This is a genomic window from Pseudomonas sp. B19125 (genome assembly GCF_044218855.1).
GTDB classification, from domain to species: Bacteria; Pseudomonadota; Gammaproteobacteria; order Pseudomonadales; family Pseudomonadaceae; genus Aquipseudomonas; species Aquipseudomonas edaphica.
In genome coordinates this window covers 1,238,845-1,260,874 of the sequence record NZ_CP162589.1, presented here as the reverse complement: position 1 = coordinate 1,260,874, position 22,030 = coordinate 1,238,845, and the positions used below count along the sequence as shown (strand labels likewise).

General features: G+C 61.5%; 24 protein-coding genes. 5 read left to right on the top strand and 19 right to left on the bottom strand.

Annotated elements, in window-relative coordinates; genetic code table 11:
* Window positions 1-89: 89 nt before the first annotated feature.
* From AB4P96_RS05720 to AB4P96_RS05660, 13 genes are all read right to left on the bottom strand, one after another.
* Entirely contained in the window at window positions 90-1,022 is a 933-nt protein-coding gene (locus AB4P96_RS05720; protein WP_017136056.1) for an LD-carboxypeptidase, read from the bottom strand.
* A gap of 119 nt (window positions 1,023-1,141) precedes the next feature.
* A complete protein-coding gene (gene lipA / locus AB4P96_RS05715) occupies window positions 1,142-2,143 on the bottom strand; it encodes a lipoyl synthase (RefSeq protein WP_057444888.1) in 1,002 nt (333 codons plus the stop codon).
* A gap of 26 nt (window positions 2,144-2,169) precedes the next feature.
* Window positions 2,170-2,817, bottom strand: a complete 648-nt coding sequence (lipB, locus tag AB4P96_RS05710; RefSeq protein ID WP_017136055.1) for a lipoyl(octanoyl) transferase LipB — start codon at window positions 2,815-2,817, stop codon at window positions 2,170-2,172.
* Window positions 2,817-3,098: a DUF493 domain-containing protein gene (locus AB4P96_RS05705; RefSeq protein ID WP_017136054.1), complete on the bottom strand. Its 282-nt coding sequence runs from the start codon at window positions 3,096-3,098 to the stop codon at window positions 2,817-2,819. Before AB4P96_RS05705 ends, lipB begins: the two co-directional genes overlap by 1 nt.
* An 85-nt stretch (window positions 3,099-3,183) precedes the next feature.
* Window positions 3,184-4,341 (bottom strand): D-alanyl-D-alanine carboxypeptidase family protein, encoded by a 1,158-nt coding sequence (locus tag AB4P96_RS05700; RefSeq protein ID WP_017136053.1) that lies wholly within the window; start codon window positions 4,339-4,341, stop codon window positions 3,184-3,186.
* 173 nt (window positions 4,342-4,514) lie between these two features.
* On the bottom strand, window positions 4,515-5,516 hold the full coding sequence (locus AB4P96_RS05695) for a septal ring lytic transglycosylase RlpA family protein (protein ID WP_017136052.1): 1,002 nt from the start codon (window positions 5,514-5,516) through the stop codon (window positions 4,515-4,517).
* Complete coding sequence (gene mltB, locus AB4P96_RS05690) at window positions 5,516-6,526, bottom strand: lytic murein transglycosylase B (RefSeq protein ID WP_177033941.1); 1,011 nt, start codon at window positions 6,524-6,526, stop codon at window positions 5,516-5,518. Before mltB ends, AB4P96_RS05695 begins: the two co-directional genes overlap by 1 nt.
* A gap of 17 nt (window positions 6,527-6,543) precedes the next feature.
* On the bottom strand, window positions 6,544-7,647 hold the full coding sequence (gene rodA / locus AB4P96_RS05685) for a rod shape-determining protein RodA (RefSeq protein WP_050547734.1): 1,104 nt from the start codon (window positions 7,645-7,647) through the stop codon (window positions 6,544-6,546).
* 31 nt (window positions 7,648-7,678) lie between these two features.
* Window positions 7,679-9,577 (bottom strand): penicillin-binding protein 2, encoded by a 1,899-nt coding sequence (gene mrdA / locus AB4P96_RS05680; RefSeq protein WP_017136049.1) that lies wholly within the window; start codon window positions 9,575-9,577, stop codon window positions 7,679-7,681.
* Window positions 9,578-9,592: 15 nt separating this feature from the next.
* Window positions 9,593-10,060 (bottom strand): 23S rRNA (pseudouridine(1915)-N(3))-methyltransferase RlmH, encoded by a 468-nt coding sequence (gene rlmH, locus AB4P96_RS05675; protein WP_003176297.1) that lies wholly within the window; start codon window positions 10,058-10,060, stop codon window positions 9,593-9,595.
* 9 nt (window positions 10,061-10,069) lie between these two features.
* The gene (gene rsfS / locus AB4P96_RS05670) at window positions 10,070-10,564 is read right to left on the bottom strand and encodes a ribosome silencing factor (RefSeq protein WP_003215432.1); all 495 of its coding nucleotides are present in this window, start codon (window positions 10,562-10,564) and stop codon (window positions 10,070-10,072) included.
* 68 nt (window positions 10,565-10,632) lie between these two features.
* The gene (gene nadD / locus AB4P96_RS05665) at window positions 10,633-11,277 is read right to left on the bottom strand and encodes a nicotinate-nucleotide adenylyltransferase (protein WP_017136048.1); all 645 of its coding nucleotides are present in this window, start codon (window positions 11,275-11,277) and stop codon (window positions 10,633-10,635) included.
* Complete coding sequence (locus AB4P96_RS05660) at window positions 11,277-12,542, bottom strand: glutamate-5-semialdehyde dehydrogenase (protein WP_099547587.1); 1,266 nt, start codon at window positions 12,540-12,542, stop codon at window positions 11,277-11,279. The genes nadD and AB4P96_RS05660 overlap by 1 nt, the downstream gene beginning before the upstream one ends.
* 173 nt (window positions 12,543-12,715) lie before the next feature.
* On the opposite strand from AB4P96_RS05660, the gene AB4P96_RS05655 reads away from it, so the two are divergent.
* Window positions 12,716-13,399 (top strand): DNA-3-methyladenine glycosylase, encoded by a 684-nt coding sequence (locus AB4P96_RS05655; RefSeq protein WP_099547586.1) that lies wholly within the window; start codon window positions 12,716-12,718, stop codon window positions 13,397-13,399.
* 94 nt (window positions 13,400-13,493) lie between these two features.
* The gene (locus AB4P96_RS05650; RefSeq protein WP_395600595.1) at window positions 13,494-14,810 is read left to right on the top strand and encodes a bifunctional DedA family/phosphatase PAP2 family protein; all 1,317 of its coding nucleotides are present in this window, start codon (window positions 13,494-13,496) and stop codon (window positions 14,808-14,810) included.
* Here the strand turns inward: AB4P96_RS05650 and AB4P96_RS05645 are convergent.
* Genes AB4P96_RS05645 through AB4P96_RS05635 form a run of 3 tightly spaced genes read right to left on the bottom strand, consistent with a single transcriptional unit; the run spans window position 14,804 to window position 16,485 of the window.
* Complete coding sequence (locus AB4P96_RS05645; protein ID WP_017136044.1) at window positions 14,804-15,397, bottom strand: LON peptidase substrate-binding domain-containing protein; 594 nt, start codon at window positions 15,395-15,397, stop codon at window positions 14,804-14,806. The genes AB4P96_RS05650 and AB4P96_RS05645 overlap by 7 nt on opposite strands.
* 21 nt (window positions 15,398-15,418) lie before the next feature.
* Entirely contained in the window at window positions 15,419-16,135 is a 717-nt protein-coding gene (locus AB4P96_RS05640; RefSeq protein ID WP_017136043.1) for an LrgB family protein, read from the bottom strand.
* Complete coding sequence (locus AB4P96_RS05635; protein WP_017136042.1) at window positions 16,132-16,485, bottom strand: CidA/LrgA family protein; 354 nt, start codon at window positions 16,483-16,485, stop codon at window positions 16,132-16,134. The genes AB4P96_RS05640 and AB4P96_RS05635 overlap by 4 nt, the downstream gene beginning before the upstream one ends.
* A gap of 166 nt (window positions 16,486-16,651) precedes the next feature.
* Here AB4P96_RS05635 and AB4P96_RS05630 point away from each other — a divergent pair, with 166 nt between their 5' ends.
* The 3 genes from AB4P96_RS05630 (at window position 16,652) to AB4P96_RS05620 (ending at window position 19,602) form a co-directional block, all read left to right on the top strand.
* Complete coding sequence (locus AB4P96_RS05630; protein WP_099547585.1) at window positions 16,652-17,107, top strand: MaoC family dehydratase; 456 nt, start codon at window positions 16,652-16,654, stop codon at window positions 17,105-17,107.
* 105 nt (window positions 17,108-17,212) lie between these two features.
* On the top strand, window positions 17,213-18,931 hold the full coding sequence (locus tag AB4P96_RS05625) for a C13 family peptidase (protein ID WP_017136041.1): 1,719 nt from the start codon (window positions 17,213-17,215) through the stop codon (window positions 18,929-18,931).
* 29 nt (window positions 18,932-18,960) lie between these two features.
* Window positions 18,961-19,602 (top strand): oxidoreductase, encoded by a 642-nt coding sequence (locus AB4P96_RS05620; protein ID WP_017136040.1) that lies wholly within the window; start codon window positions 18,961-18,963, stop codon window positions 19,600-19,602.
* 114 nt (window positions 19,603-19,716) lie between these two features.
* Here AB4P96_RS05620 and AB4P96_RS05615 read toward each other — a convergent pair whose 3' ends face one another.
* Genes AB4P96_RS05615 through mpl form a run of 3 tightly spaced genes read right to left on the bottom strand, consistent with a single transcriptional unit; the run spans window position 19,717 to window position 21,969 of the window.
* Window positions 19,717-20,001 (bottom strand): YceK/YidQ family lipoprotein, encoded by a 285-nt coding sequence (locus tag AB4P96_RS05615; protein WP_099547584.1) that lies wholly within the window; start codon window positions 19,999-20,001, stop codon window positions 19,717-19,719.
* Window positions 19,994-20,623 (bottom strand): flavin prenyltransferase UbiX, encoded by a 630-nt coding sequence (gene ubiX / locus AB4P96_RS05610; RefSeq protein ID WP_017136038.1) that lies wholly within the window; start codon window positions 20,621-20,623, stop codon window positions 19,994-19,996. The genes AB4P96_RS05615 and ubiX overlap by 8 nt, the downstream gene beginning before the upstream one ends.
* Window positions 20,620-21,969, bottom strand: coding sequence for a UDP-N-acetylmuramate:L-alanyl-gamma-D-glutamyl-meso-diaminopimelate ligase (gene mpl, locus AB4P96_RS05605; protein ID WP_395600594.1), 1,350 nt, complete (start codon window positions 21,967-21,969; stop codon window positions 20,620-20,622). Before mpl ends, ubiX begins: the two co-directional genes overlap by 4 nt.
* Between the last annotated feature and the right edge of the window lie 61 nt (window positions 21,970-22,030).

The window sequence follows — 22,030 nt, the reverse complement described above, 5'->3', positions numbered from 1 at the left end:
CTATGGCGACTGCCGCCATCGCAGGCAAGCCAGCTCCCACCTTTGGAATGCATTTTCCTGTGGGAGCTGGCTTGCCTGCGATAGCACTCTCAGGGCTTGAACACTACATCCTGCTCCAACACCAACTGCTGCTCCCCCGCATCCAACCGCACCAAGGCGCCCATCGGCAGCGTCAGGTTTGGATCGCAGTGCCCGCTGCGCCAGCCGGACAACACAGGAATGCACAGCGGCTCGAAGGTCTGCTTGAGCAGCCGCTCCAACGCCGCCTTATCCACCCCCGATACATCCCCGACCAACACGCCGGCCACCTGAGCCAGTTTGCCCGCCAGGCGCAAGTGCGTCAGCAGCCGGTCAATTCGGTAGAGTGGCTCGTTGACGTCTTCGATAAACAGAATGATGCCTTCGGAGTCGATCTCAAACGCCGTGCCCATTACCGCGGCAATCATCGACAGGTTGCCGCCGAGCAAACGCCCGCAGGCGACACCCGGCTCAATCGTGGTCAGTGGGTAAGCAACCGGGTGTGCCAGCACGCTGCACTCGCTCAGTTGCCCACGCAACATGCTGAACAACGACGACTCGGTGGGCTGCTGCTTGCCACCGAGCAGATCGGCATTGAGCATCGGCCCGTGAAAGGTCACAAAACCCGCGTAGCGGTTGATGGCCAGGTGCAACGCGGTGATGTCGCTGTACCCCACAAATGGCTTGGGGTTGGCTCTAATCAGGTCAAAATCGAGCCGATCCAATAATCGCGGGGTGCCATAGCCGCCACGCAGGCAGAAGATGGCATCGATTTCGGGATCGGCAAACGCCGCATGCAAATCGCGCAGACGCACCTCGTCGCTGCCGGCCAGGTAGCCGTCGCGCTCATACACACCGGGGAATATGCGCAGCTCATGGCCACGGGCGCGCATCCACTGGCCGGCTTTTTCAACATCCAGTGCGGCAGGGCCGGCGGGGGCAATCAGGCCAATTACGCCTTCGGTGCGCAGGGCAGGCACGGCAGCCGCGAGTTGAGTCGTCATCCATGGTTCTCCGTGGTTGGATACCCAGGCACTCTAGCCAGTGATGGTTGCAAACAGAAGGGAGAAAAGGAGGGAAACTCTGTAGGAGCAGTTCGGCTGCTCCTACAGAGGGGAAACGCTTACGAAACCAGGCTCGCCTTGACCAGCTTGGCTTGCTCATCGGCGTGGTACGAGGAACGTACCAGCGGGCCCGAAGCCACGTTCTTGAAGCCCATCTTGTAACCTTCCTCGGCGAACCAGGCGAAGGTGTCGGGGTGCACAAAACGCTGCACCGGCAAGTGGCTGCGCGACGGCTGCAGGTACTGGCCCAGGGTCAGCATGTCGATGTCGTGTTCGCGCATGCGCTTCATGACTTCGATGACTTCTTCGTCGGTTTCGCCCAGGCCCAGCATCAGCCCGGATTTGGTCGGGATGTGCGGCATCATCTGCTTGAATTTTTGCAGCAGGGTCAGCGACCACTGGTAGTCCGAACCTGGGCGCGCAGCTTTGTACAGACGTGGCACGGTTTCCAGGTTGTGGTTGAACACATCCGGTGGCTCGGCCGCGGTGATTTCCAGCGCGACGTCCATGCGGCCACGGTAGTCCGGCACCAGGGTTTCGAGCATCACGTTCGGCGACAGCTTGCGGATCTCGCGGATGCAGTCGGCAAAGTGCTGGGCACCGCCGTCACGCAGGTCGTCGCGGTCTACGGAAGTGATGACCACGTATTTGAGTTTCAGGTCGGCAATGGCGATGGCCAGGCTTTCCGGCTCGTTGACGTCCAATGGCTTCGGCCGGCCGTGGCCAACGTCGCAGAACGGGCAACGACGGGTGCAGATGTCACCCATGATCATGAAGGTGGCGGTGCCGCCGGAGAAGCATTCGCCCAGGTTCGGGCAGGAAGCTTCTTCGCACACGCTGTGCAGTTTGTGCTTGCGCAGCAGGGCCTTGATACGGTCGACTTCCGGCGAAACCGGGATGCGCACGCGGATCCAGTCAGGCTTCTTCGGCAGTTCGGTGGTCGGGATGATTTTCACCGGGATGCGTGCAACCTTCTCGGCGCCGCGCAGCTTGACGCCGGCTTCGACCTTGGCACGCGGGGCCGGGGCCGGACGCTCGGTGATGTCCAGCGTCGGGATCATGGTTTGCACTGCATCAGTAGTCATAATCAGTCGATTCCGCCCGTAAGGGTCGTCTGCTCAGCATAGTCGAGGTGTTTGACGAGCTGCGCACGCAGCCGGGCACTTACCTCGGCAAATTTAATCGGTGTGGCGTGGTCGCTCAGTTGAGTCATCGCCAGCCCGGCGTAACCGCACGGGTTGATGCGCCGAAACGGCGCCAGGTCCATGTCCACATTCAGGGCCAGGCCATGAAAGGAACAACCATGGCGAATGCGCAAACCGAGGGAGGCGATTTTCGCGCCGTCCACGTATACACCGGGTGCATCGGGCTTGGCCGCGGCAGTCACGCCGTAACTGGCCAACAGCTCGATCAGGCAAGCCTCCATGCGGCTTACCAGGTCACGCACGCCAAAACCCAGCTTGCGTACGTCCAGCAGCAAATAGGCCACCAGCTGACCAGGGCCATGGTAAGTCACTTGGCCACCTCGGTCGACCTGCACCACCGGAATATCACCCGGCAGCAGCAGATGCTCAGCCTTGCCGGCCTGGCCCTGGGTAAAGACCGGCGGGTGTTCTACCAGCCAGATTTCATCCGGGGCCGAGGTGCCGCGCTCGTTGGTGAAGCGCTGCATGGCATGCCAGACCGGCTCATAGGCCATCTGGCCGAGCTCGCGAAAGCCCAAAACCTGTGACATCACAACACCATGTGCACGAAGCCGGTGGCCCGCAGTTCACTGTTGATGTCGTAGAGCTGGTCTTGACCGGTTGCCACGATGTGCAACTGGATCGTGGTGTACTTACCGTTGGAACTCAAACGCTCGTCCACCCGGTTGTCGTTGATCGTCGCGTGTTTACGCACGATCTCGAGAATCTTGTCTTTGTTGCCCACACCGGTATCGCTGATCACCTTGACGGGATAGTCCACGTTGGGGAATTCGATCTTTGGCGCCTTTACTTCTACTTCTTTATCGGTCATGGCAGAACAGCCTCGTAAGCGCTAAGCCGTGGCGACGGGCAAAGCCCCGCGCTGGATCAACGCGGGGCTTTGCAGGTGCGCACAATCAGTTGAACAAGCCGTAGAAGAATAGACGGATGCTATCCCACACGCGGCGGAAGATACCACCTTCGTCAACGGCGTCCAGTGCGATCAGGTCGGCGCTATGCACCACCTTGTCATCGAGCTTCACTTCGACTTTACCGATCACGTCGCCCTTGGCGATTGGAGCGACCAATTGCGGGTTCATGGTCATGCTGGCCGCGAGCTTTTTCAGCTGGCCTTTAGGCATGGTCAGGGTCAGGTCATCGGCCAGGCCGGCCTTGACTTGGTGGGTCGCGCCTTTCCATACCGGGGCTTGGGCCAGCTCGGCACCCTTCTGGTAGAAGGTCTGGGTTTCGAAGAAGCGGAAGCCGTAAGTCAGCAGTTTTTGCGTCTCGGCCGCACGGGCCTGCTCGCTGTTGGTGCCGAATACCACGGCGATCAGGCGCTGGCCATCACGTACGGCGGACGACACCATGCAGTAGCCGGCTTCGTCGGTGTGGCCGGTTTTCAGACCGTCGACGGTCTTGTCACGCCACAGCAGCAGGTTACGGTTAGGCTGCTTGATGTTGTTCCAGAAGAATTCCTTCTGGGAGTAGATCGCGTAGTGCACCGGGTCGACACGGATGATCGCGCGAGCCAGCACGGCCATGTCGTGAGCCGACGAGTAGTGCTCCGGGTTCGGCAGGCCGGTCGGGTTCATGAAGTGGCTGTTGGTCATGCCCAGGTCGCCGGCGGTCTTGTTCATCAAATCGGCGAACGCGTCTTCGCTGCCGGCGATGTGCTCGGACAGGGCCACGCTGGCGTCGTTACCGGACTGGATGATGATGCCGTGCAGCAGGTCGCTGACGGTAACCTGCGAACCGACCTTGATGAACATCCGCGAACCGCCGGTGCGCCATGCGTTTTCGCTGACGGTAACCGGGTCATTCTCGCCGATCTGGCCGCGACGGATTTCCAGGGTCGCGATGTAGGCTGTCATCAGCTTGGTCAGGCTGGCCGGGGGCAGGCGCTGGTCACCGTTGTTCTCGACCAGCACGTTGCCGCTGGCGGCATCCATGAGGACCCAGGCCTTGGCGGCCAATTGCGGGGAAGCTGGCACCATTTCAACCGCCCAGGCGGCCGGGGTAATGATCAGCGAAAGTAGCAGGCACGTGCGTTTGGCTAAGGTGGTGATGTTCATCCGTCTCTCGAAATTGCTTATGGAAACTTGCCCTCGCGGGCAAAACTATTCAGACAGCCCGCTGCCAGACTGTCGCGTGTTCGGTTGCCCGCTCACCCCTTGCCCCTGGGTTTTTATTGTTCAACGAGCCAACAACCTCGGTTCAGGCGAACCTGAACCATCAATCCTTTTACTTATTCAGCCGTGACGACGCTGGGTTGCCCCAGGTTGGCCAGGCGCACACTGTTCTGCACGTGCGCCACTTCACTTGGCGAACCAATCGGGCCCATGCGCACACGGTGCAGGGTTTGCTGGTTACGCACGATGGAGCTGATAAACACTGGCGCGCTGACCATGCCGCTGAGCTTGGACCTTAACAGTTCTGCCGCATCCGGGTTGGCGAAAGCGCCGACCTGCAGGTACTGGCCGCCGACTGTAGATGCGCCTGGCGCTGCATGGGGCACCACGACCGTATCGGGTGCGTGCTGCGCCGGTGGCGGTGTCCACTGCTCGATCTTGCCCGCCGAGGCGGTCACTTGCGGTTGCGGGGTTTGCGGCTCGTTGAGCATCAATGGCGCCGGTTTGCCACGCTGAGCCCAATACTGCGCCGGGTCGATACCTTCGACTTTCACACGCGCGGTGCCAGTTTCGGCATAACCGAGTTTCTTCGCGGCGGCGTAGGACAAGTCGATGATCCGGTCCGAATAGAACGGCCCACGGTCGTTGACCCGCAGGATCACCGTGCGGTGGTTGTCCAGGTTGGTCACGCGTACATAGCTGGGCAGCGGCAAAGTCTTGTGGGCCGCGCTCATGCCGTACAGGTCATACACTTCGCCGTTGGCGGTGTTCTGGCCATGGAATTTGGTGCCGTACCAGGACGCCGTGCCCGTTTGCGAGTAGGTCTTGGATTCCTGCAACGGGAAGTAATTCTTGCCCAGCACGGTATACGGGTTGGCTTTGTAAGGCCCGGTGTGCAGGGTCGGCGTGGCATCCGGGATCTTCGATACGTCGACATCCCACCACGGCGCGCCGTCTTTGTGCGCGCGGTTGATGTCCAGGCCCGGCTGGGCGCGAACGACAGCGCCGCCCTTCGGCGCCGGAGCACGGCTGGTGGTGGAGGAGCAACTGACAACCAGCAAGGACAACGCGGCGAACGCCACCAGCTTGAGCGGTTTTTGGAACGGCGATACCCGCATTACTTGTTGCCCCGTGCTTGGACCAGCATGTCTGACAGTTGATGCACGGCCATGGCGTACATCACACTGCGGTTATAACGCGTGATTGCGTAAAAATTCTTCAGGCCCATCCAGTATTCCGGGCCGTTTGCGCCTTCGAGGCGGAACGCCGTCACCGGCATATCATCGCGTGGCGCATTCTGACTCGACCAGCCCAGCGCTCGCAACTCCCCGACGGTCTTGACCGGCTCAATACCTTGGGTCAAACCTTCGTCGACGCGCTCGCCGGTGACATCGGCGCGGATCACCACCGGTTCGCCGGCCACCCAGCCATGGCGCTTGAAGTAGCTGGCCACGCTGCCGATGGCATCGTCCGGGTTGCTCCAGATATTGATGTGGCCGTCGCCGTCGAAATCCACCGCATACGCCCGGAAACTGCTCGGCATGAACTGCGGCAGGCCCATCGCACCAGCGTAGGAGCCCTTGAGGGTCAACGGGTCGACCTGCTCTTCACGGGCCAACAGCAGGAACTCACGCAGCTCCTTGCGGAAAAACTCGGCACGTGGCGGGTAATCGAAGCCCAGGGTCGACAAGGCGTCGATCACCCGGTAACTGCCGGTGTTGCGCCCGTAGAAGGTTTCGATGCCGATGATGGCGACGATCACCTGGGCCGGCACGCCGTATTCCTGCTCGGCGCGGGCCAGCACCGCTTCGTGCTGGCGCCAGAAGTCCACGCCCCGCGCCACACGGGCGTCGGTGAGGAACATCGGGCGGTAGTCTTTCCACTGTTTAACGCGCTCGGCGGGACGCGAGATCGCGTCGAGGATCGCCTGCTTGCGCTGGGCTTCACGGAACACGCCCATCAGTTGTTCACCGGCAAAACCGTAGTCGCGGGTCATTTCACCGACAAATTCGGCGACCTGGGGTGAACCATCGTAGTCACCGGCCTGCACCTCTTGCGTCGCGCCCAGCAGCCCAATCAGGCCCATCCAGGACGCGTGCCGAGTCGCCCAGCCGCGCATTACTTGCATTGACATCTTCACCTTATTCAAACCTGCGCGATCCACTTGCGATGCGTGTGAATCGACATCAAAACCCCAAACGCTGACATCAATGTCACCAGCGAAGTTCCGCCGTAGCTAATGAACGGCAACGGCACCCCAACCACCGGCAACAGGCCACTGACCATACCGATGTTGACGAAAACGTAAACAAAAAAAGTCATGGTCAGGCTGCCGGCGAGCAATTTGCCAAACAGCGTCTGCGCCTGGGCGGTAATCACCAGGCCGCGACCAATCAGCAGCAAATAGATCAGCAACAGCGCGCAAATACCCACCAGGCCGAATTCTTCGCCCATTACCGCAATAATGAAGTCGGTGTGGCTTTCGGGCAAAAAGTCCAGGTGTGACTGGGTGCCCAGCAACCAACCTTTGCCAAATACGCCGCCGGAACCAATCGCCGCCTTGGACTGGATAATGTTCCAGCCAGTGCCCAGCGGGTCACTTTCCGGATCCAGGAAGGTCAGGATCCGCTGCTTCTGGTAGTCATGCATAAAGAAGAACCACATGGCCACCGCCACCGGGATCGCCGCCGCCAGCACGCTGAGGATCCAGCGCCAGCGCAGGCCGCCCATGAACAACACGAACGCCCCGCCCGCCAGGATCAGCAGCGAGGTGCCGAGGTCGGGCTGGCGCACAATCAAAATGAACGGCACGCCGATCAATATCAGGCTGATGCCCACGTGCTTGAGCTGCGGCGGCAAGGTGCGCTTGGACAAATACCAGGCGATGGTCGCCGGCATCAGGATCTTCATGAATTCCGACGGCTGGAAGCGAATTACCCCGGGAATGTTGATCCAGCGGGTCGCGCCCATGGCGTTGTGGCCCATTACGTCCACCACCACCAGCAGCAAAACACCGGCGACATACCCCAGCGGCACCCAGCGCGCCATGAAGCGTGGCTCCAGCTGGGCGATAACCACCATCGACAACAGACCCAGGCCGAACGACGACGCCTGTTTGATCAGTAAGTCCCAGTTCTTGCCGCTGGCCGAATACAGCACGAACAGGCTGCCGGCCGCCAAGGTCAACAGCAGGATCAGCAACGGGCCATCAATGTGCAGGCGCTGCAGCAACGTCGCACGCCGACGCATCACATCCTCACTGGAGAGGATGCGGTCAAAATTACTCTTCACGGGCCGTAACCTCGGTGCTTGAAGGGGGGCCACCATATTCGGATTTGAGTCTGCCGTCGTCGGCCAACAGCCAAGCGTCCATGATCTGACGCACCACAGGCGCCGCGACGCCAGAGCCGGACTCGCCGTTCTCGACCATCACCGCCACCACGATTTTCGGGTCGTCGGCCGGCGCAAAGCCGACAAACAAGGCGTGGTCGCGGTGACGCTCCTGAACCTTGGAGCGGTCGTATTTCTCACCCTGCTTGATCGCGACCACCTGGGCCGTACCGCTTTTGCCGGCAATGCGGTATTGCGCGCCCGCCGCGGCCTTGCGCGCCGTGCCACGGGCACCGTGCATCACTTGCTGCATGCCGTGGTTGACCTTGGCCCAGTCGGACGGGTCGCGCAGCACGATGTCCGGAATCGGGTTTTCATCCACAGGCTTCTGGCCTTCGATGGTCTTGGCCAAGTGCGGGCGGTTCCACACGCCTTTGTTGGCCACCAGCGCGGTGGCCTGGGCCAGTTGCAGCGGTGTGGCCTGCATGTAGCCCTGACCGATGCCGAGGATCAGGGTTTCGCCCGGGAACCATGCCTGACGACGGGTCGCGCGTTTCCACTCCCGCGACGGCATCAAGCCAGGGGATTCTTCGAACATATCCAGGGAGACTTTCTGACCGAGGCCGAACTTGCCCATGTAGGCAGACAGCCGATCAATCCCCAGCTTGTGGGCCAGGTCATAAAAATAGGTGTCGTTGGAGCGCATGATTGCGGTGTCCAGGTCGACATAGCCGTCACCGGTGCGGTTCCAGTTACGGTATTTGTGATCGTAGTTGGGCAGCATGTAGTAGCCAGGGTCGTACACGCGGCTCGATGCCGTGACCACACCCGAATCCAGACCGGCAATCGCCACCGCCGGCTTGATGGTCGAACCCGGCGGGTACAGCCCGCGCAGCACACGGTTGAACAACGGCCGGTCGATGGAATCACGCAACTCGGCATAGGCCTTGAAGCTGATACCGGTCACAAACAGGTTCGGGTCGAAACTCGGCTGGCTGACCATCGCCAGCACTTCGCCGGTGGCCGGGTTGAGCGCGACGACGGCGCCACGACGACCGCCCAGGGCCATCTCCGCCGCTTCCTGCAATTTGATGTCCAGGCTCAGCACAATGTCTTTGCCAGGGATCGGGTCGGTGCGCTTGAGCACACGCAGCACGCGGCCACGGGCGTTGGTCTCAACTTCTTCGTAACCCACCTGGCCGTGCAGCTCCGGCTCGTAGAAGCGCTCGATGCCGGTTTTGCCAATATGGTGGGTGCCGCTGTAATTCACCGGATCGAGGCTTTTCAGCTCTTTCTCGTTGATGCGCCCCATGTAGCCGACGGAGTGCGCAAAGTGTGCCCCTTGCGGGTAATGCCGCACCAACTGCGCCACCACTTCCACACCTGGCAAACGGAACTGGTTCACCGCAATGCGCGCGATCTGCTCTTCGTTGAGCTCGAACAGGATCGGCACCGGCTCGAACGGCCGACGCCCCTGCTTCATGCGTTTTTCGAAGATCACGCGGTCTTCCGGCGTCAGTTGCAGTACCTCGACGATTACGTCGAGGACCTGCTGCCAGTCGCCGGAACGCTCGCGGGTCATGCTCAGGCTGAAGCTGGGCCGGTTGTCCGCCACCACCACGCCATTGCGGTCGAAAATCAGCCCGCGGGTCGGCGGGATCGGCTGCACATGCACCCGGTTGTTTTCCGACAACGTGGAGTGATAGTCGTACTGGATCACCTGCAGGTAATACAGGCGCGCAATCAGCACCGCAATCAAGCCCACCACCAAAAAAGCGCCAAACACCACGCGCGAACGTACCAGACGTGCGTCTTTCTCGTGGTCCTTGATGCGGATCGGCTGGGTCATCGGCAATGGCGCAGATTATTTGTGGTAAGGGTGCCCGGACAGAACTGTCCAGGCGCGATACAGCTGTTCACCGATCAGAATCCTTACCAACGGGTGCGGCAACGTGAGTGCCGACAGCGACCAGCGCTGGTCCGCCCGCGCGCAGACTTCCGGCGCCAGCCCTTCCGGGCCGCCGACCATGAAGTTGACGGTACGCGAGTCCAGGCGCCAGCGGTCCAGTTCCACCGCCAACTGCTCGGTGCTCCAGGGCTTGCCGTGCACCTCGAGGGTGACGATGCGCTCGTTGGGGCCGACCTTGGCCAGCATGGCTTCGCCTTCCTGACGGATAAAGCGCGCCACATCGGCATTCTTGCCCCGGGTGTTGAGCGGTATTTCCACCAGCTCCAGCGACAGCTCAGCGGGCAGACGCTTGGCATACTCGTGCCAGCCTTCTTCCACCCACTTGGGCATGCGTGAACCGACAGCGATCAGACGCAGGCGCACAGCCGTTCCTTATTCCTGGTCTTTGTTGAGCTTGTCGAAGTGCGCATGGCCCACTTCCGGGCTGTGGTGCTTGCCATCAGCCGCACGGCTCTGCTCGGCGCCTTTCCACAGACGCTCCAGGTCGTAGAACTGGCGGGCGTTGCTGGTCATCATGTGAACGATCACGTCGTCCATGTCCAGCAGTACCCAGTCGCTGTCGCCCTTGCCTTCTTCACCCAGTGGCTTGACGCCTTGGGCTTTGACGGCTTCGCGAACCTTGTCGAGCATCGCGCCGATCTGGCGGTTGGAAGTACCGGTAGCAATGATCATGAAGTCGGTGATGCTTTGCTTGTCGCGCACGTCCAGCACCTGGATGTCCTGGGCTTTAACGTCTTCCAGGGCAGCCACGGCGACTTTTACCAGCTCTTCGCCAGCCAGCTCAGGGCCGGTGTGCGCTTCTACTGGCAGCGGGGCGCTTTTGAAAGTGCCTTTGCGCTTAACTTTGCTTACGTCTTTGTTCGTCATATAAAACTCGTTTTGCTCGTATGTTCGGGCGCCCGCTGCACGAATGTTCGTGCGATCAAGCGCGCCTTTTAGTTCGACGCACGGTAAAGCCCGTGCGCATCGATGTAGGCCAGGACCGCGTCAGGCACCAGGAAACGTACCGACTTCCCGCTGGCCAGCAGTTGACGGATCTGGGTGGCGGACACCGCAAGCGGGGTCTGCCAGACGAATGCAATATTCCCGTTCGGCCCGGTCAGGGCCAAGGGGTCACTTACCGACCGCGCGGCCAGCAGGTTGCGCAAGGCATCCGGCGGTTCGCTGTCGGCATCCGGGCGTTGCAAAACCAGGATGTGGCAATGCTGGAGGAGTTCCTCCCAGCGATGCCAAGAGGGCAGGCCGCAAAATGCGTCCCAGCCCAAAAGCAGAAACAACTGGTCATCTGCGGCCAACTCGGCGCGCATCAGTTCCAGGGTGTCGACAGTGTAGGACGGTTTATCGCGTTTGAGTTCGCGGTCGTCCACCACCAGCGGCGGTATACCTTCTACAGCCAGGCGCACCATCTCCAGGCGTTGCTGCGCAGACACCTGCGGCATATCGCGATGGGGTGGCCGCGCGTTAGGCATCACGCGTAACTCATCCAGCGCGAGGGCATCCGCGACTTCCAGGGCACTGCGCAAATGGCCAATGTGCACGGGGTCGAAGGTGCCACCGAGCAGCCCGATGCGTTTACCCATCAAGTGCGCACATGACCGTCGCCGAACACCACGTACTTCTCGCTGGTCAGGCCTTCCAGGCCAACCGGGCCGCGTGCGTGGAGCTTGTCGGTGGAAATGCCGATCTCCGCCCCCAGGCCATACTCGAAGCCGTCGGCAAAACGCGTCGAGGCGTTGATCATCACCGAGGCGGAATCCACTTCGGTGAGGAAACGCCGGGCATCGCTGAAATGCTCGGAAACAATAGCGTCGGTGTGCTTGGAGCCGTATTTATTGATGTGTTCGATGGCCTGGTCCAGGCCATCAACGATGCGGATCGACAGGATCGGCGCCGTGTACTCGGTGTACCAGTCGTCTTCAGTCGCTTCGATCACGTCCGCGCCCAGCAGTGCACGGGTACGTTCGCAGCCACGCAGTTCCACGCCCTTGTCACGGTAGATGGCAGCCAGCGGCGGCAGCACGCGCTCGGCAATGCCAGCGTGTACCAGCAGGGTTTCCATGGTATTGCATGGCGCGTAGCGGTGGGTCTTGGCGTTGTCGGCGATGCGGATCGCCTTGTCGAGGTCGGCCGCGATGTCGATGTACACATGGCACACGCCGTCCAGGTGCTTGATTACCGGCACCTTGGCATCACGGCTGACGCGTTCGATCAGGCTCTTGCCACCACGCGGCACGATCACGTCGACGAATTCCGGCATGGTGATCAACGCGCCTACGGCGGCGCGGTCGGTGGTTTCCACCACCTGCACCACTTCAGCCGGCAGCTCGGCCACGGCCAGGCCTTGCTGGATGCACACAGCAATGGCGCGGTTGGAATGAATGGCCTCGGAACCGCCACGCAGGATGGTGGCGTTGCCCGACTTGAGGCACAGGCTCGCGGCGTCGATGGTCACGTTCGGGCGCGACTCATAGATGATGCCGATCACGCCCAGCGGCACGCGCATCTTGCCGACCTGAATGCCGGAGGGCAGGTAGCGCATATCGCGGATTTCACCGATGGGGTCAGGCAGCTTGGCCACCTGACGCAGGCCTTCGATCATGTCGTCGATACGTGCCGGGGTCAGCGCCAGACGGTCCAGCAGGGCCGGTTCCAGGCCATTGGCGCGGCCGTTGGCCAGGTCCAGTTCGTTGGCGGCGGCCAGCTCGGAGCGCGAAGCATCCAGAGCATCGGCGGCGGCCAGCAAGGCGCGGTTCTTCTGCGCAGTGCTCGCACGGGCGATCAACCGCGAGGCCTGCCGGGCAGCGCGACCCAGGCGGGTCATGTAGTCAAGAACGGACTCAGTCATGGTCAGGGAGTCTTGGCAAAGAGGAAAGCGGCAGATTATAGCTGTGACGCCGCCCGACTGACAGCGGTGAGGGGCGGATGGTCGAAATGAACTGTAAAAACTTGGGGTTCAGCGGTAATTAAGGTGGGAGTTGTTATTATTCGGTCACATTTAGCCGTATTAACCCTACCGCCATGTCCAGTTTTGCCCCCCAACTGCCCGCCAGCGCCCTGCCCGATAGCTTCTTCGACCGTGACGCGCAAATTCTTGCGCGCGAATTGCTCGGCAAAGTCATCCGCCACCGCGTCGGTGAAACCTGGCTTTCGGCGCGAATTATCGAAACCGAAGCCTATTACGTGGCCGAAAAAGGCAGCCATGCCTCACTCGGTTACACAGAAAAGCGTAAGGCTTTGTTTCTGGATGGTGGCCACATCTACATGTACTACGCCCGTGGCGGCGATTCACTGAACTTCAGCGCTCACGGCCCCGGCAATGCGGTGCTGATCAAATCGGCTTATCCGTGGGTCGATGAGCTGTCCGGCCCGGCGAGCCTGGCGCAGATGCTGCTCAACAACCCGGACGCCAATGGCCACCCACGCCCCTCGCAAAAACTCTGCGCCGGCCAAACGCTGCTGTGCAAAGCCCTGGGCCTGAAAGTGCCGATGTGGGACGCCAAGCGCTTCGATCAGGAACTGCTGTTTGTTGAAGACGTGGGCCAAACCCCGACGCAAATCATCCAGACCACCCGCCTGGGCATCCCCAGCGGGCGCGATGAACACCTGATGTACCGCTTCGTGGATGCGGGTTATGCACCGTATTGCACCCGGAACCCGCTGCGCCGGGGCCAGGTCGAAGGCCGTGATTATTTTTTGATTTGAACAGACAGAAGCAGCCCGGCAGATCGAATGTGGGAGCTGGCTTGCCTGCTCCCACAGTTGATCGCCACTGCCGACATAAATGGAGTGAAGTTTTATGGGCCAATGGCTCGATAGCATTACCGGCTGGCTCACACTGAACCCCGAATGGCTGGCGGTGGCGGTATTTATCGTCGCGTGCGTTGAATGCCTGGCCATCGCCGGTCTGATCGTGCCAGGCACCGTCTTGCTGTTTGCCATTGCGGCCCTGGCCGGCAGCGGTGCGCTGTCGTTGAGTGAAACCTTGCTGCTGGGCTTTCTCGGCGGCTTGCTGGGCGACGGCGTTTCCTACTACCTGGGCCGACACTTCCATCAGAACATCCGCCGCCTACCCGGTTTACGCCACCATCCGGAATGGATGAACGGCGCCGAAACCTACTTCCACAAGTACGGCATCGCCAGCCTGCTGGTCGGGCGTTTCATCGGCCCGCTGCGCCCCATGCTGCCGATGGTGGCGGGCATGTGCGACATGCCGTTCCCGCGTTTTGCCGCCGTAAGTATTGTGGCCGCCGCCGGCTGGTCGGTGGCCTACCTGCTGCCGGGCTGGGCCACTGGCGCCGCCTTCCGCCTGCCGCTGCCGGAAGGTTTCTGGCTGGAAGCCGGGATTGTCGCCGGGTGTATCGCGGTATTGCTGGGGCTGAGCTTGAACAGCAGCCTGCGCGGCCATCGTCGCGCCACTGTGTGGGTCGGTGGCGCCAGCCTGACGCTGTTGATCGCCCTGTTTATTGGCTATCCCCACCTTAACCACTTCGACCAGGGCCTCAGTGCTTTGGTCCAGGAGCATCGCAGCCCGTGGCTGGACGAGGTGATGGTGCGGATTACCCAACTGGGTGAATTCAGGAAGATGTTTATCGCCAGCGCGATTTTCACTGGCCTGCTGCTGGTGGCGCGGCAATGGCGGCATGCCGTGTTCGTCGGTGCTACGTTGGCGGGGGCGGCGGTGATCAACACGGGCACCAAGCTGTTTTTCGCCCGTGGCCGCCCGGAAATCCTCACAGAACCACTGACCAGTTTCAGCATGCCCAGCGGCCACGCCTCCGGCGCCTTTGCGTTCTTTCTCGCACTGGCGGTGCTGGCCGGGCGCGGGCAACCCACGCGCCTGCGCCTGACCTGGATGTTGCTGGGCTGTATTCCCGCCGCTTTTATTGCGCTGTCACGGGTTTACCTGGGCGCGCATTGGCCCACGGACATACTGGCCGGCACGCTGCTGGCGATGACGGTGTGCGCCTTCAGCCTGGCCGTCATCCAGTATCGAAGCCCGCTGCCGGCCATGCCGCAGAAAACCTGGTGGCTGCTGCTCCCGGTGCTGGTGGCGGTGCTGAGCTTTATCGCCCTCACCGGCACACCCCACGCCCTGTTGCGCTACGCCTACTGAGTGAACAGTTCGCCCTGCAACTCGTCGAGCAGCATCTGGATCGCATCCAGGCGCTGCTGTGGGTCATCGAGTTGCAGCAGGTCGATCTTGTCGGCCTCGGTGAACGGCAGCAGATACGCCAGCTGATTGCCCAAGGCTTGCTGGCCCTCGGCATGCGCGTCCATATCCAGCGAAGCCACCATCGGGTGCTCGGCCAGGGCCTGGAGCAACGCCAGCAGGTCGGCGTCCTCTTCTTCCAAAGGCTGGTCGGGCAGCTCCTCGAGCCATTGCACCTCGGCCACCAGCAACTGATCCTTCTGCACGCCGGCGTCGCGCACGCGGAAGCGGCGGCCACCTTCGACGCGAATCCCCAGCAGGCCGTTGTCCTGCTGCTTGAAATCGCGGATCAACGCTTCACAACCGATCAGCGCGTAGCCGTCCGGGGCCATGCCGACTTCCTTGCCGTCGAGGATGCACACCACACCAAAGCTTTCGCCCTTTTTCATGCAGCGGCTGATCATGTCCAGGTAGCGTGCCTCGAACAGTTGCAAGTCGAGGGTGCAGCCAGGGAACAGCACGGTATTGAGCGGGAACAGCGCCAGACTCATAAAGGTTTCCTTAAACCTGGTTTAAACGATCACCGACACGGCCAACGGCAGGAAAACCGCCGTGCCCACGCCCATCAGACTCATGGCCAACGCCGCGAAGGCGCCGCACTCTTCACTTTCCTGCAAGGCCACCGAGGTGCCGACGGCGTGGGCGGTCATGCCCAGCGCCATGCCACGCGCCTCGGGGCTGTGCACACCGAGGCGCGACAGGTACGCCGGGCCGATCATCGCGCCGATCACCCCGGTGATCAGCACAAACACCGCCGCCAGCGCAGCCACACCACCGATCTGCTCAGCCACCAGCATGGCAATCGGCGAGGTCACCGACTTGGGCGCCATGGTCATCAGCATCATATGTTCGGCGCCGAACCACCAGCCCAGCAGCACACACAAGCCGGTGGCCACCACGCCGCCTATCACCAGCGTAGTAAAAATCGGCCAGAACAATTGACGAATCCGTCGCAGGTTCAAGAACAGCGGCACCGCCAAAGCCACCGTCGCCGGGCCGAGCAGGATGCCCATGATCTCGGTGCTCTTGCGGTACTCGACGTAGGTCAGGCCGCAACTGAGCAGCACGCCGATCACCAGCAGCATCGACACCAGCACCGGCTGCAGGAAGACCCAGCGGGTTTTCTCGAATGCCGCCAGCACCAGTTGATAGGCGCCGAGGGTGATGCCGATGCCGAACAACGGATGATGAATAACCGCAGCCCACGCGCCCTGCCAGTCGCCGATCATTGATCGCGCTCCTTGCGCTTGACCATGCGCTGCATCAGCACGCCGACAAAACCCATGGCGATCACCAGCGACAAAACGAGCGCGCCGATGATGGCCCAGAAATCGGCGGCAATGTCCTTGGCGTAGACCATCACGCCCACCGCCGGCGGCACCAGCAGCAACGGCAAGTAACGTAACAGGCTGCTGGCAGCCAGGCTCAGGGGCTCGCCGACTTCACCGCGCCAGATCAAAAAACCCAGCATCAGCAGCAAGCCAATAATCGGCCCCGGCAGCACCGGCAACAGCAAATGGTTGATCGCGGTGCCGATCAATTGAAACAGCACCAGCCAGGTCAGGCCCCGTAACAGCATCGCTCTCTCCCCCCTCTAAAGCTGGGACGCATTATAAGCACGCCCGCCATATGCTTCGGCATTCGCCAAAAGCATGGTGGGTTGACCGGGTGGGTTGCCCATGATGATCTACATTGGTTCTCTGTAACTCATAAAAAACAGAATCGATGAACCAAGGAGAGTCGCAATGCCCTATGTACCTGTAGCGCAGCTCAAAGATTATGTCGGCAAGGAACTGGGACGTTCCGAATGGCTCACCATCGACCAGGCGCGTATCAACCTGTTCGCAGAAGCCACCGGCGATCATCAGTTCATCCACGTTGACCCGATCAAGGCCGCCAAGACCCCGTTCGGCAGCACCATCGCCCACGGTTTCCTGTCGCTGTCGTTGATGCCCAAGCTCATGGAAGACATCCTGATCATGCCCGAAGGCCTGAAGATGGCGGTCAACTATGGGCTGGACAGCGTGCGTTTTATCCAGCCGGTAAAGGTTAATTCCAAAGTCCGCCTGAACGTCACCCTCACCGACGTGACCGAGAAAAAACCTGGCCAATGGCTATTTAAGGCCACCGCCACCCTGGAAATCGAAGGCCAGGAAAAACCTGCTTACATCGCCGAGTCGCTGTCACTCTGCTTCGTGTAAGGCCGGGCCTGTGGCGAGGCAATAAACCTTGCCACAGTGTATGTAAATTTATGTATGAATCTCGCAGCTGCGGCATACTCGGCGCTCAATTATCCGGATCCCGCTATGCGCCCACTCGCTCCCCTTGCCCTTGCCCTGTTGCTCACCGCTTGCGGAGACGGCGAATCGCTGTTGCCGCCCGATGCGCGCCTGCCCGACGGCGGCCGTTACCGGGGTGATGTGGTCAACGGTTTGCTGCAAGGCCAGGGCCGCGTGGACTACCCCAATGGCAGTTGGTACGCCGGCCAGTTCGACAAAGGCCAGTGGCACGGCCAGGGCGAATGGCATGGCAGCAACGGCGAGGTCTATAAAGGCCAGTTCCAGCAAGGCCTGTTCGATGGCCAAGGCAGCCTGACCACGGCGGGCAGCAGCTACGTCGGCGGTTTCAAGAATGGGCGACGCAACGGCGAAGGCACCCTCAAAGAGGGGCAGATGACCTATCGCGGCGAATTCAAAAACGATCAATATTCCGGCCTTGGCCGCCTGGAATTGGCCGACGGCAGCCAGTACCAGGGCCAGTTCGTGCACGGCAAACCCAATGGCGAAGGCCAGCGCAACGACGACAGTGGCAACCAGTTCAGTGGTCGTTTTGTCGATGGCCAGCTTGAAGGCAATGGCACCTTCAACAGTGCCGACGGCGATATCTATGTCGGCCAGTTCAAACAGAACCAGCTCAACGGCAAGGGCCGTTATGAAAACGCCGACGGCGACGTGTGGATCGGCCAGTTCAAGGAAGGCGCGCTCAGCGGCAAAGGCGAGTTGATCGGTGTGGACGGCAGCCACTACGTGGGCCAGTTCAGCGAATGGCGCTTCAGCGGCGAAGGCCGTCTGAACCTCACCGACGGCAGTTTCTATGTCGGCGGTTTCGACAGCGACAGCTACCAGGGCAAAGGCACCCTGGTACTCACCGACGGCACCGTGCAGGCCGGCACTTGGGTCAACGGCATGCGCGTGCGCGATGCCGACGGCAAGTTGCTGCCCGACCCACTGGAGGTCGGCATACTGGCCCAAGGCCGCTTGCTCGATGCCGCCCTTGCCGCCGTGCCACCCTCCACGCCTGCCGTCGAGCTGTACACCCTGGTATTGGCCGGCGATGGCAAACAAAGCGTGTTCCTGCGCGAAGCCGATTACGTCAGCAACATGCTCGCCACGCGCTTCGGTGCGCGCGGGCAGATTCGTCTGGTCAACCACCGCGACCACATCGCCGACCGCCCGCTGGCCACCCGCGAAAGCCTGCGCCGCGCTGTACAAACCCTGGCCGAACGCACCGGGCCGCAAGACCTGGTGTTTATCTACATGACCAGCCACGGCACCCACGAACATGAACTGGTGCTCGACCAGCCGCGCATGGAGCTGGCCGACCTGCCCGCCGACGAGCTGGCCGCCGTGCTTGCGCCGCTCAAGGACCGCGACAAGATCATCGTGATTTCCGCCTGCTACTCCGGTGGGTTTATCCCGGCCCTGAAGGACGAGCACACGCTGATCATGACCGCCTCGCGCGCGGATCGCGTGTCTTTCGGTTGCTCCGAGGAAGCGGACTTCACCTACTTCGGCGACGCCCTGTTCGCCCAGGCCTTCAACCAGACCGACGATTTGCAACAAGCCTTCAAACTGGCGCAGCTGCACGTGGCCGAGCGTGAACAGGCGGACAACTTCGAAGCCTCTGAACCGCAGATCTGGGCGCCCAAAGGCGTGATCGCCCACTGGCAATTGTTACGTAAACAGCAGGCACGAAAGGCGCTCGAAAGCGTCTCAATGAATAGCAAGGAAGCCAAAGGCAACTAAGCTGTAACGTGTAACAAGGGGGAAACACCATGTACCTGACACCTCAGCATATCCTGCTCGCCGGCGCCTCCGGCCTGACCGGCGAACACCTGCTCGACCGCCTGCTCAACGAACCCACGGTGACCCGCGTACTGGCACCTAGCCGCAAGCCGTTGGCCGAACACCCACACCTGGAAAACCCGGTGGGTGACCCGGCGGTGTTCCTGCCGCAACTGAGCGGCCAGGTTGATATCGCCTTCTGCTGCCTGGGCACCACGATTAAAAAAGCCGGTTCAGAAGAAGCCTTCCGTGCGGTCGACCTGGACATGGTGGTGGCCTTCGCCAAGCGCGCACGGGAGATGGGCGCGCGGCACCTGATCGTGATCAGCGCGATTGGCGCCGACCCGAAGTCCTCGATTTTCTACAACCGCGTCAAAGGCGAAATGGAGCAAGCGCTCAAGGCTCAGGACTGGCCGCAACTGACCATCGTACGGCCTTCGTTGCTGCTGGGGGAACGCTTGGAATCGCGCCTGGCCGAGAAAATCGCCGGGCCGTTATCGCGGTTGATTCCGGGCAAATACCACGGTATCGAAGTCTGCGAACTGGCCCGCGCCATGTGGCGCCTGGCGCTGGAAGAGCAGGATGGCGTGCGGGTGGTGGAGTCGGATGAGTTGCGCAAGCTCGGCAAATGATCTAGCAGCGCCTGTGCGGGCCCCATCGCAGGCAAGCCAGCTCCCACCTTTGGAAGGCATTCCCCTGTGGGAGCCGGGCTTGCCCGCGATGGGGCCCGCACACTCAACGCAACACTAAAGCCCGCCCGTTGCGTTAAACCCCACACCCAACACCGTCAATAACGACAGCGGCAACAGCAAGGTGTCGAGCAACGCGCTGGCCGGCAGATCCACATGCGGATAGCTCGGCGCCTCAGCGCCAAATCGATCCTTGGCGCAACAGCCGCCATTGATCGCATACACATCCAGCCGCGTGCCGGCATACACCACCGGCGCCCCAGGTTGCGCGGCATCCAGCGTGCGCGCCGTGGCGCAGCCTGTCAGTTGCAGCGCCAACATTACCAGCAGCGCCTTATTCATCGCTGCTCAAATGGTGCTCGCCCCAACGTGGCAGCATGTCCTGGGGAATGTTCAGCAGGTTGAGAATGCGCGCCACTACAAAGTCCACCAGGTCATCGATGGTTTGCGGCTGGTGATAAAACCCTGGCGAGGCCGGCAAGATGGTCACGCCCATGTTCGACAGCTTGAGCATGTGCTCCAGGTGAATGCTCGAGTACGGCGCCTCGCGCGGCACCAGGATCAACTGGCGGCGCTCCTTCAGGGTAACGTCAGCCGCCCGCTCGATCAGATTGTTGCAGGCGCCCGTGGCAATCGCCGACAAGGTGCCGGTGGAGCACGGCACTACCACCATCGCCGCCGGCGCACCGGAGCCGGACGCTACCGGCGACATCCAGTCTTCTTTACCGTACACCTTGATCTGCCCGGCAGCCGCGCCGGTGTACTCGGTGAGGAAGGCTTGCATCATCTGCACCTTGGCCGGCAGTTGCACATCCGTCTCGGTGGCCAGCACCAGTTGCGCGGCCTTGGAAATCAGGAAGTGCACCTCGCGGTCTTCGCGCACCAGGCAGTCCAGCAAGCGCAGGCCGTAAGGCGCACCGGACGCGCCGGTCATCGCCAGGGTAATGCGTTCCGGGCCACTCATTTGAGCGCCTCGGCCAGCTTGCCGTGCAGGCCACCGAAACCGCCGTTGCTCATGACCACCACATGGGTGCCGGGCTTGGCTTGATGTTTGACGTGTTCGATGATCGCTTCAATGGAGTCGCACACGATGGAAGGCACCGTGCACAGCGCCGCAATCGCCGGCAGGTCCCAGCCGAGGTTAGTCGGGGCGTACCAAACCACCTGGTCGGCGTCGATGACGCTTTCCGGCAAACCATCGCGGTGCGCGCCGAGTTTCATGGAATTGGAGCGCGGCTCAATAATGGCAATGATATTGGCATCACCGACGCGCTTGCGCAGGCCATCCAGCGTGGTCGCAATGGCTGTTGGGTGGTGGGCAAAGTCGTCGTAGATGGTAATCCCGTTCACATCTGCGACTTTTTCCATACGGCGTTTCACGCTCTTGAACGCGCTCAAGGCGGCGATGCCCATGGAAGGCACCACGCCCACATGCCGTGCGGCCGCCAGGGTGACCAAGGCATTGGCGACGTTATGTTGACCGGTCATGTCCCATTCGACGACGCCTTGGGCCTCACCCTCGAACAGCACTTCAAAGCGCGAGCCGTCTTCGCTGAGCAACTTGACCTGCCACTGCCCGCCCGCGCCGGTGGTTTGCACCGGCGTCCAGCAGCCCATGTCGATCACGCGCTGCAGGGCCGGCTCGGTGGTCGGGTGGATCACCAGGCCTTCGCTGGGGATGGTGCGCACCAAATGGTGGAACTGGCGCTCAATGGCGGCCAGATCAGGGAAAATGTCCGCGTGGTCGAACTCAAGATTGTTGAGGATCGCGGTACGCGGGCGGTAATGGACGAACTTGGAGCGCTTGTCGAAGAAGGCGCTGTCGTATTCATCGGCCTCAATCACAAAAAACGGCGTATCGCCCAAACGCGCCGACACCGAGAAGTTCTGCGGCACACCGCCGATCAGGAAACCCGGACTCATGCCCGCATGCTCAAGCACCCAGGCCAGCATGCTGCTGGTGGTGGTCTTGCCATGGGTGCCCGCCACAGCAAGAACCCAGCGGCCTTGCAGCACATGGTCGGCCAGCCATTGCGGGCCGGAGACATAGGGCAAGCCCTTGTTGAGTACATATTCGACCGCCGGGTTACCACGTGACATGGCGTTACCGATCACCACCAGATCCGGGACCGGGTCGAACTGTGAGGGGTCGTAACCTTGGGTCAGCTCAATACCCTGGGCCTGAAGCTGCGTGCTCATGGGCGGATAAACGTTGGCGTCGGAGCCAGTAACGTGATGGCCCAACTCTTTGGCCAGGACCGCCATCGAACCCATGAATGTGCCGCAGATACCCAGAATATGAATGTGCATAGTTGACCTCGTAAACATCGAGGCAGGTTAGCGCAGGGAGTAGGAAATCGCACCTTTTAAA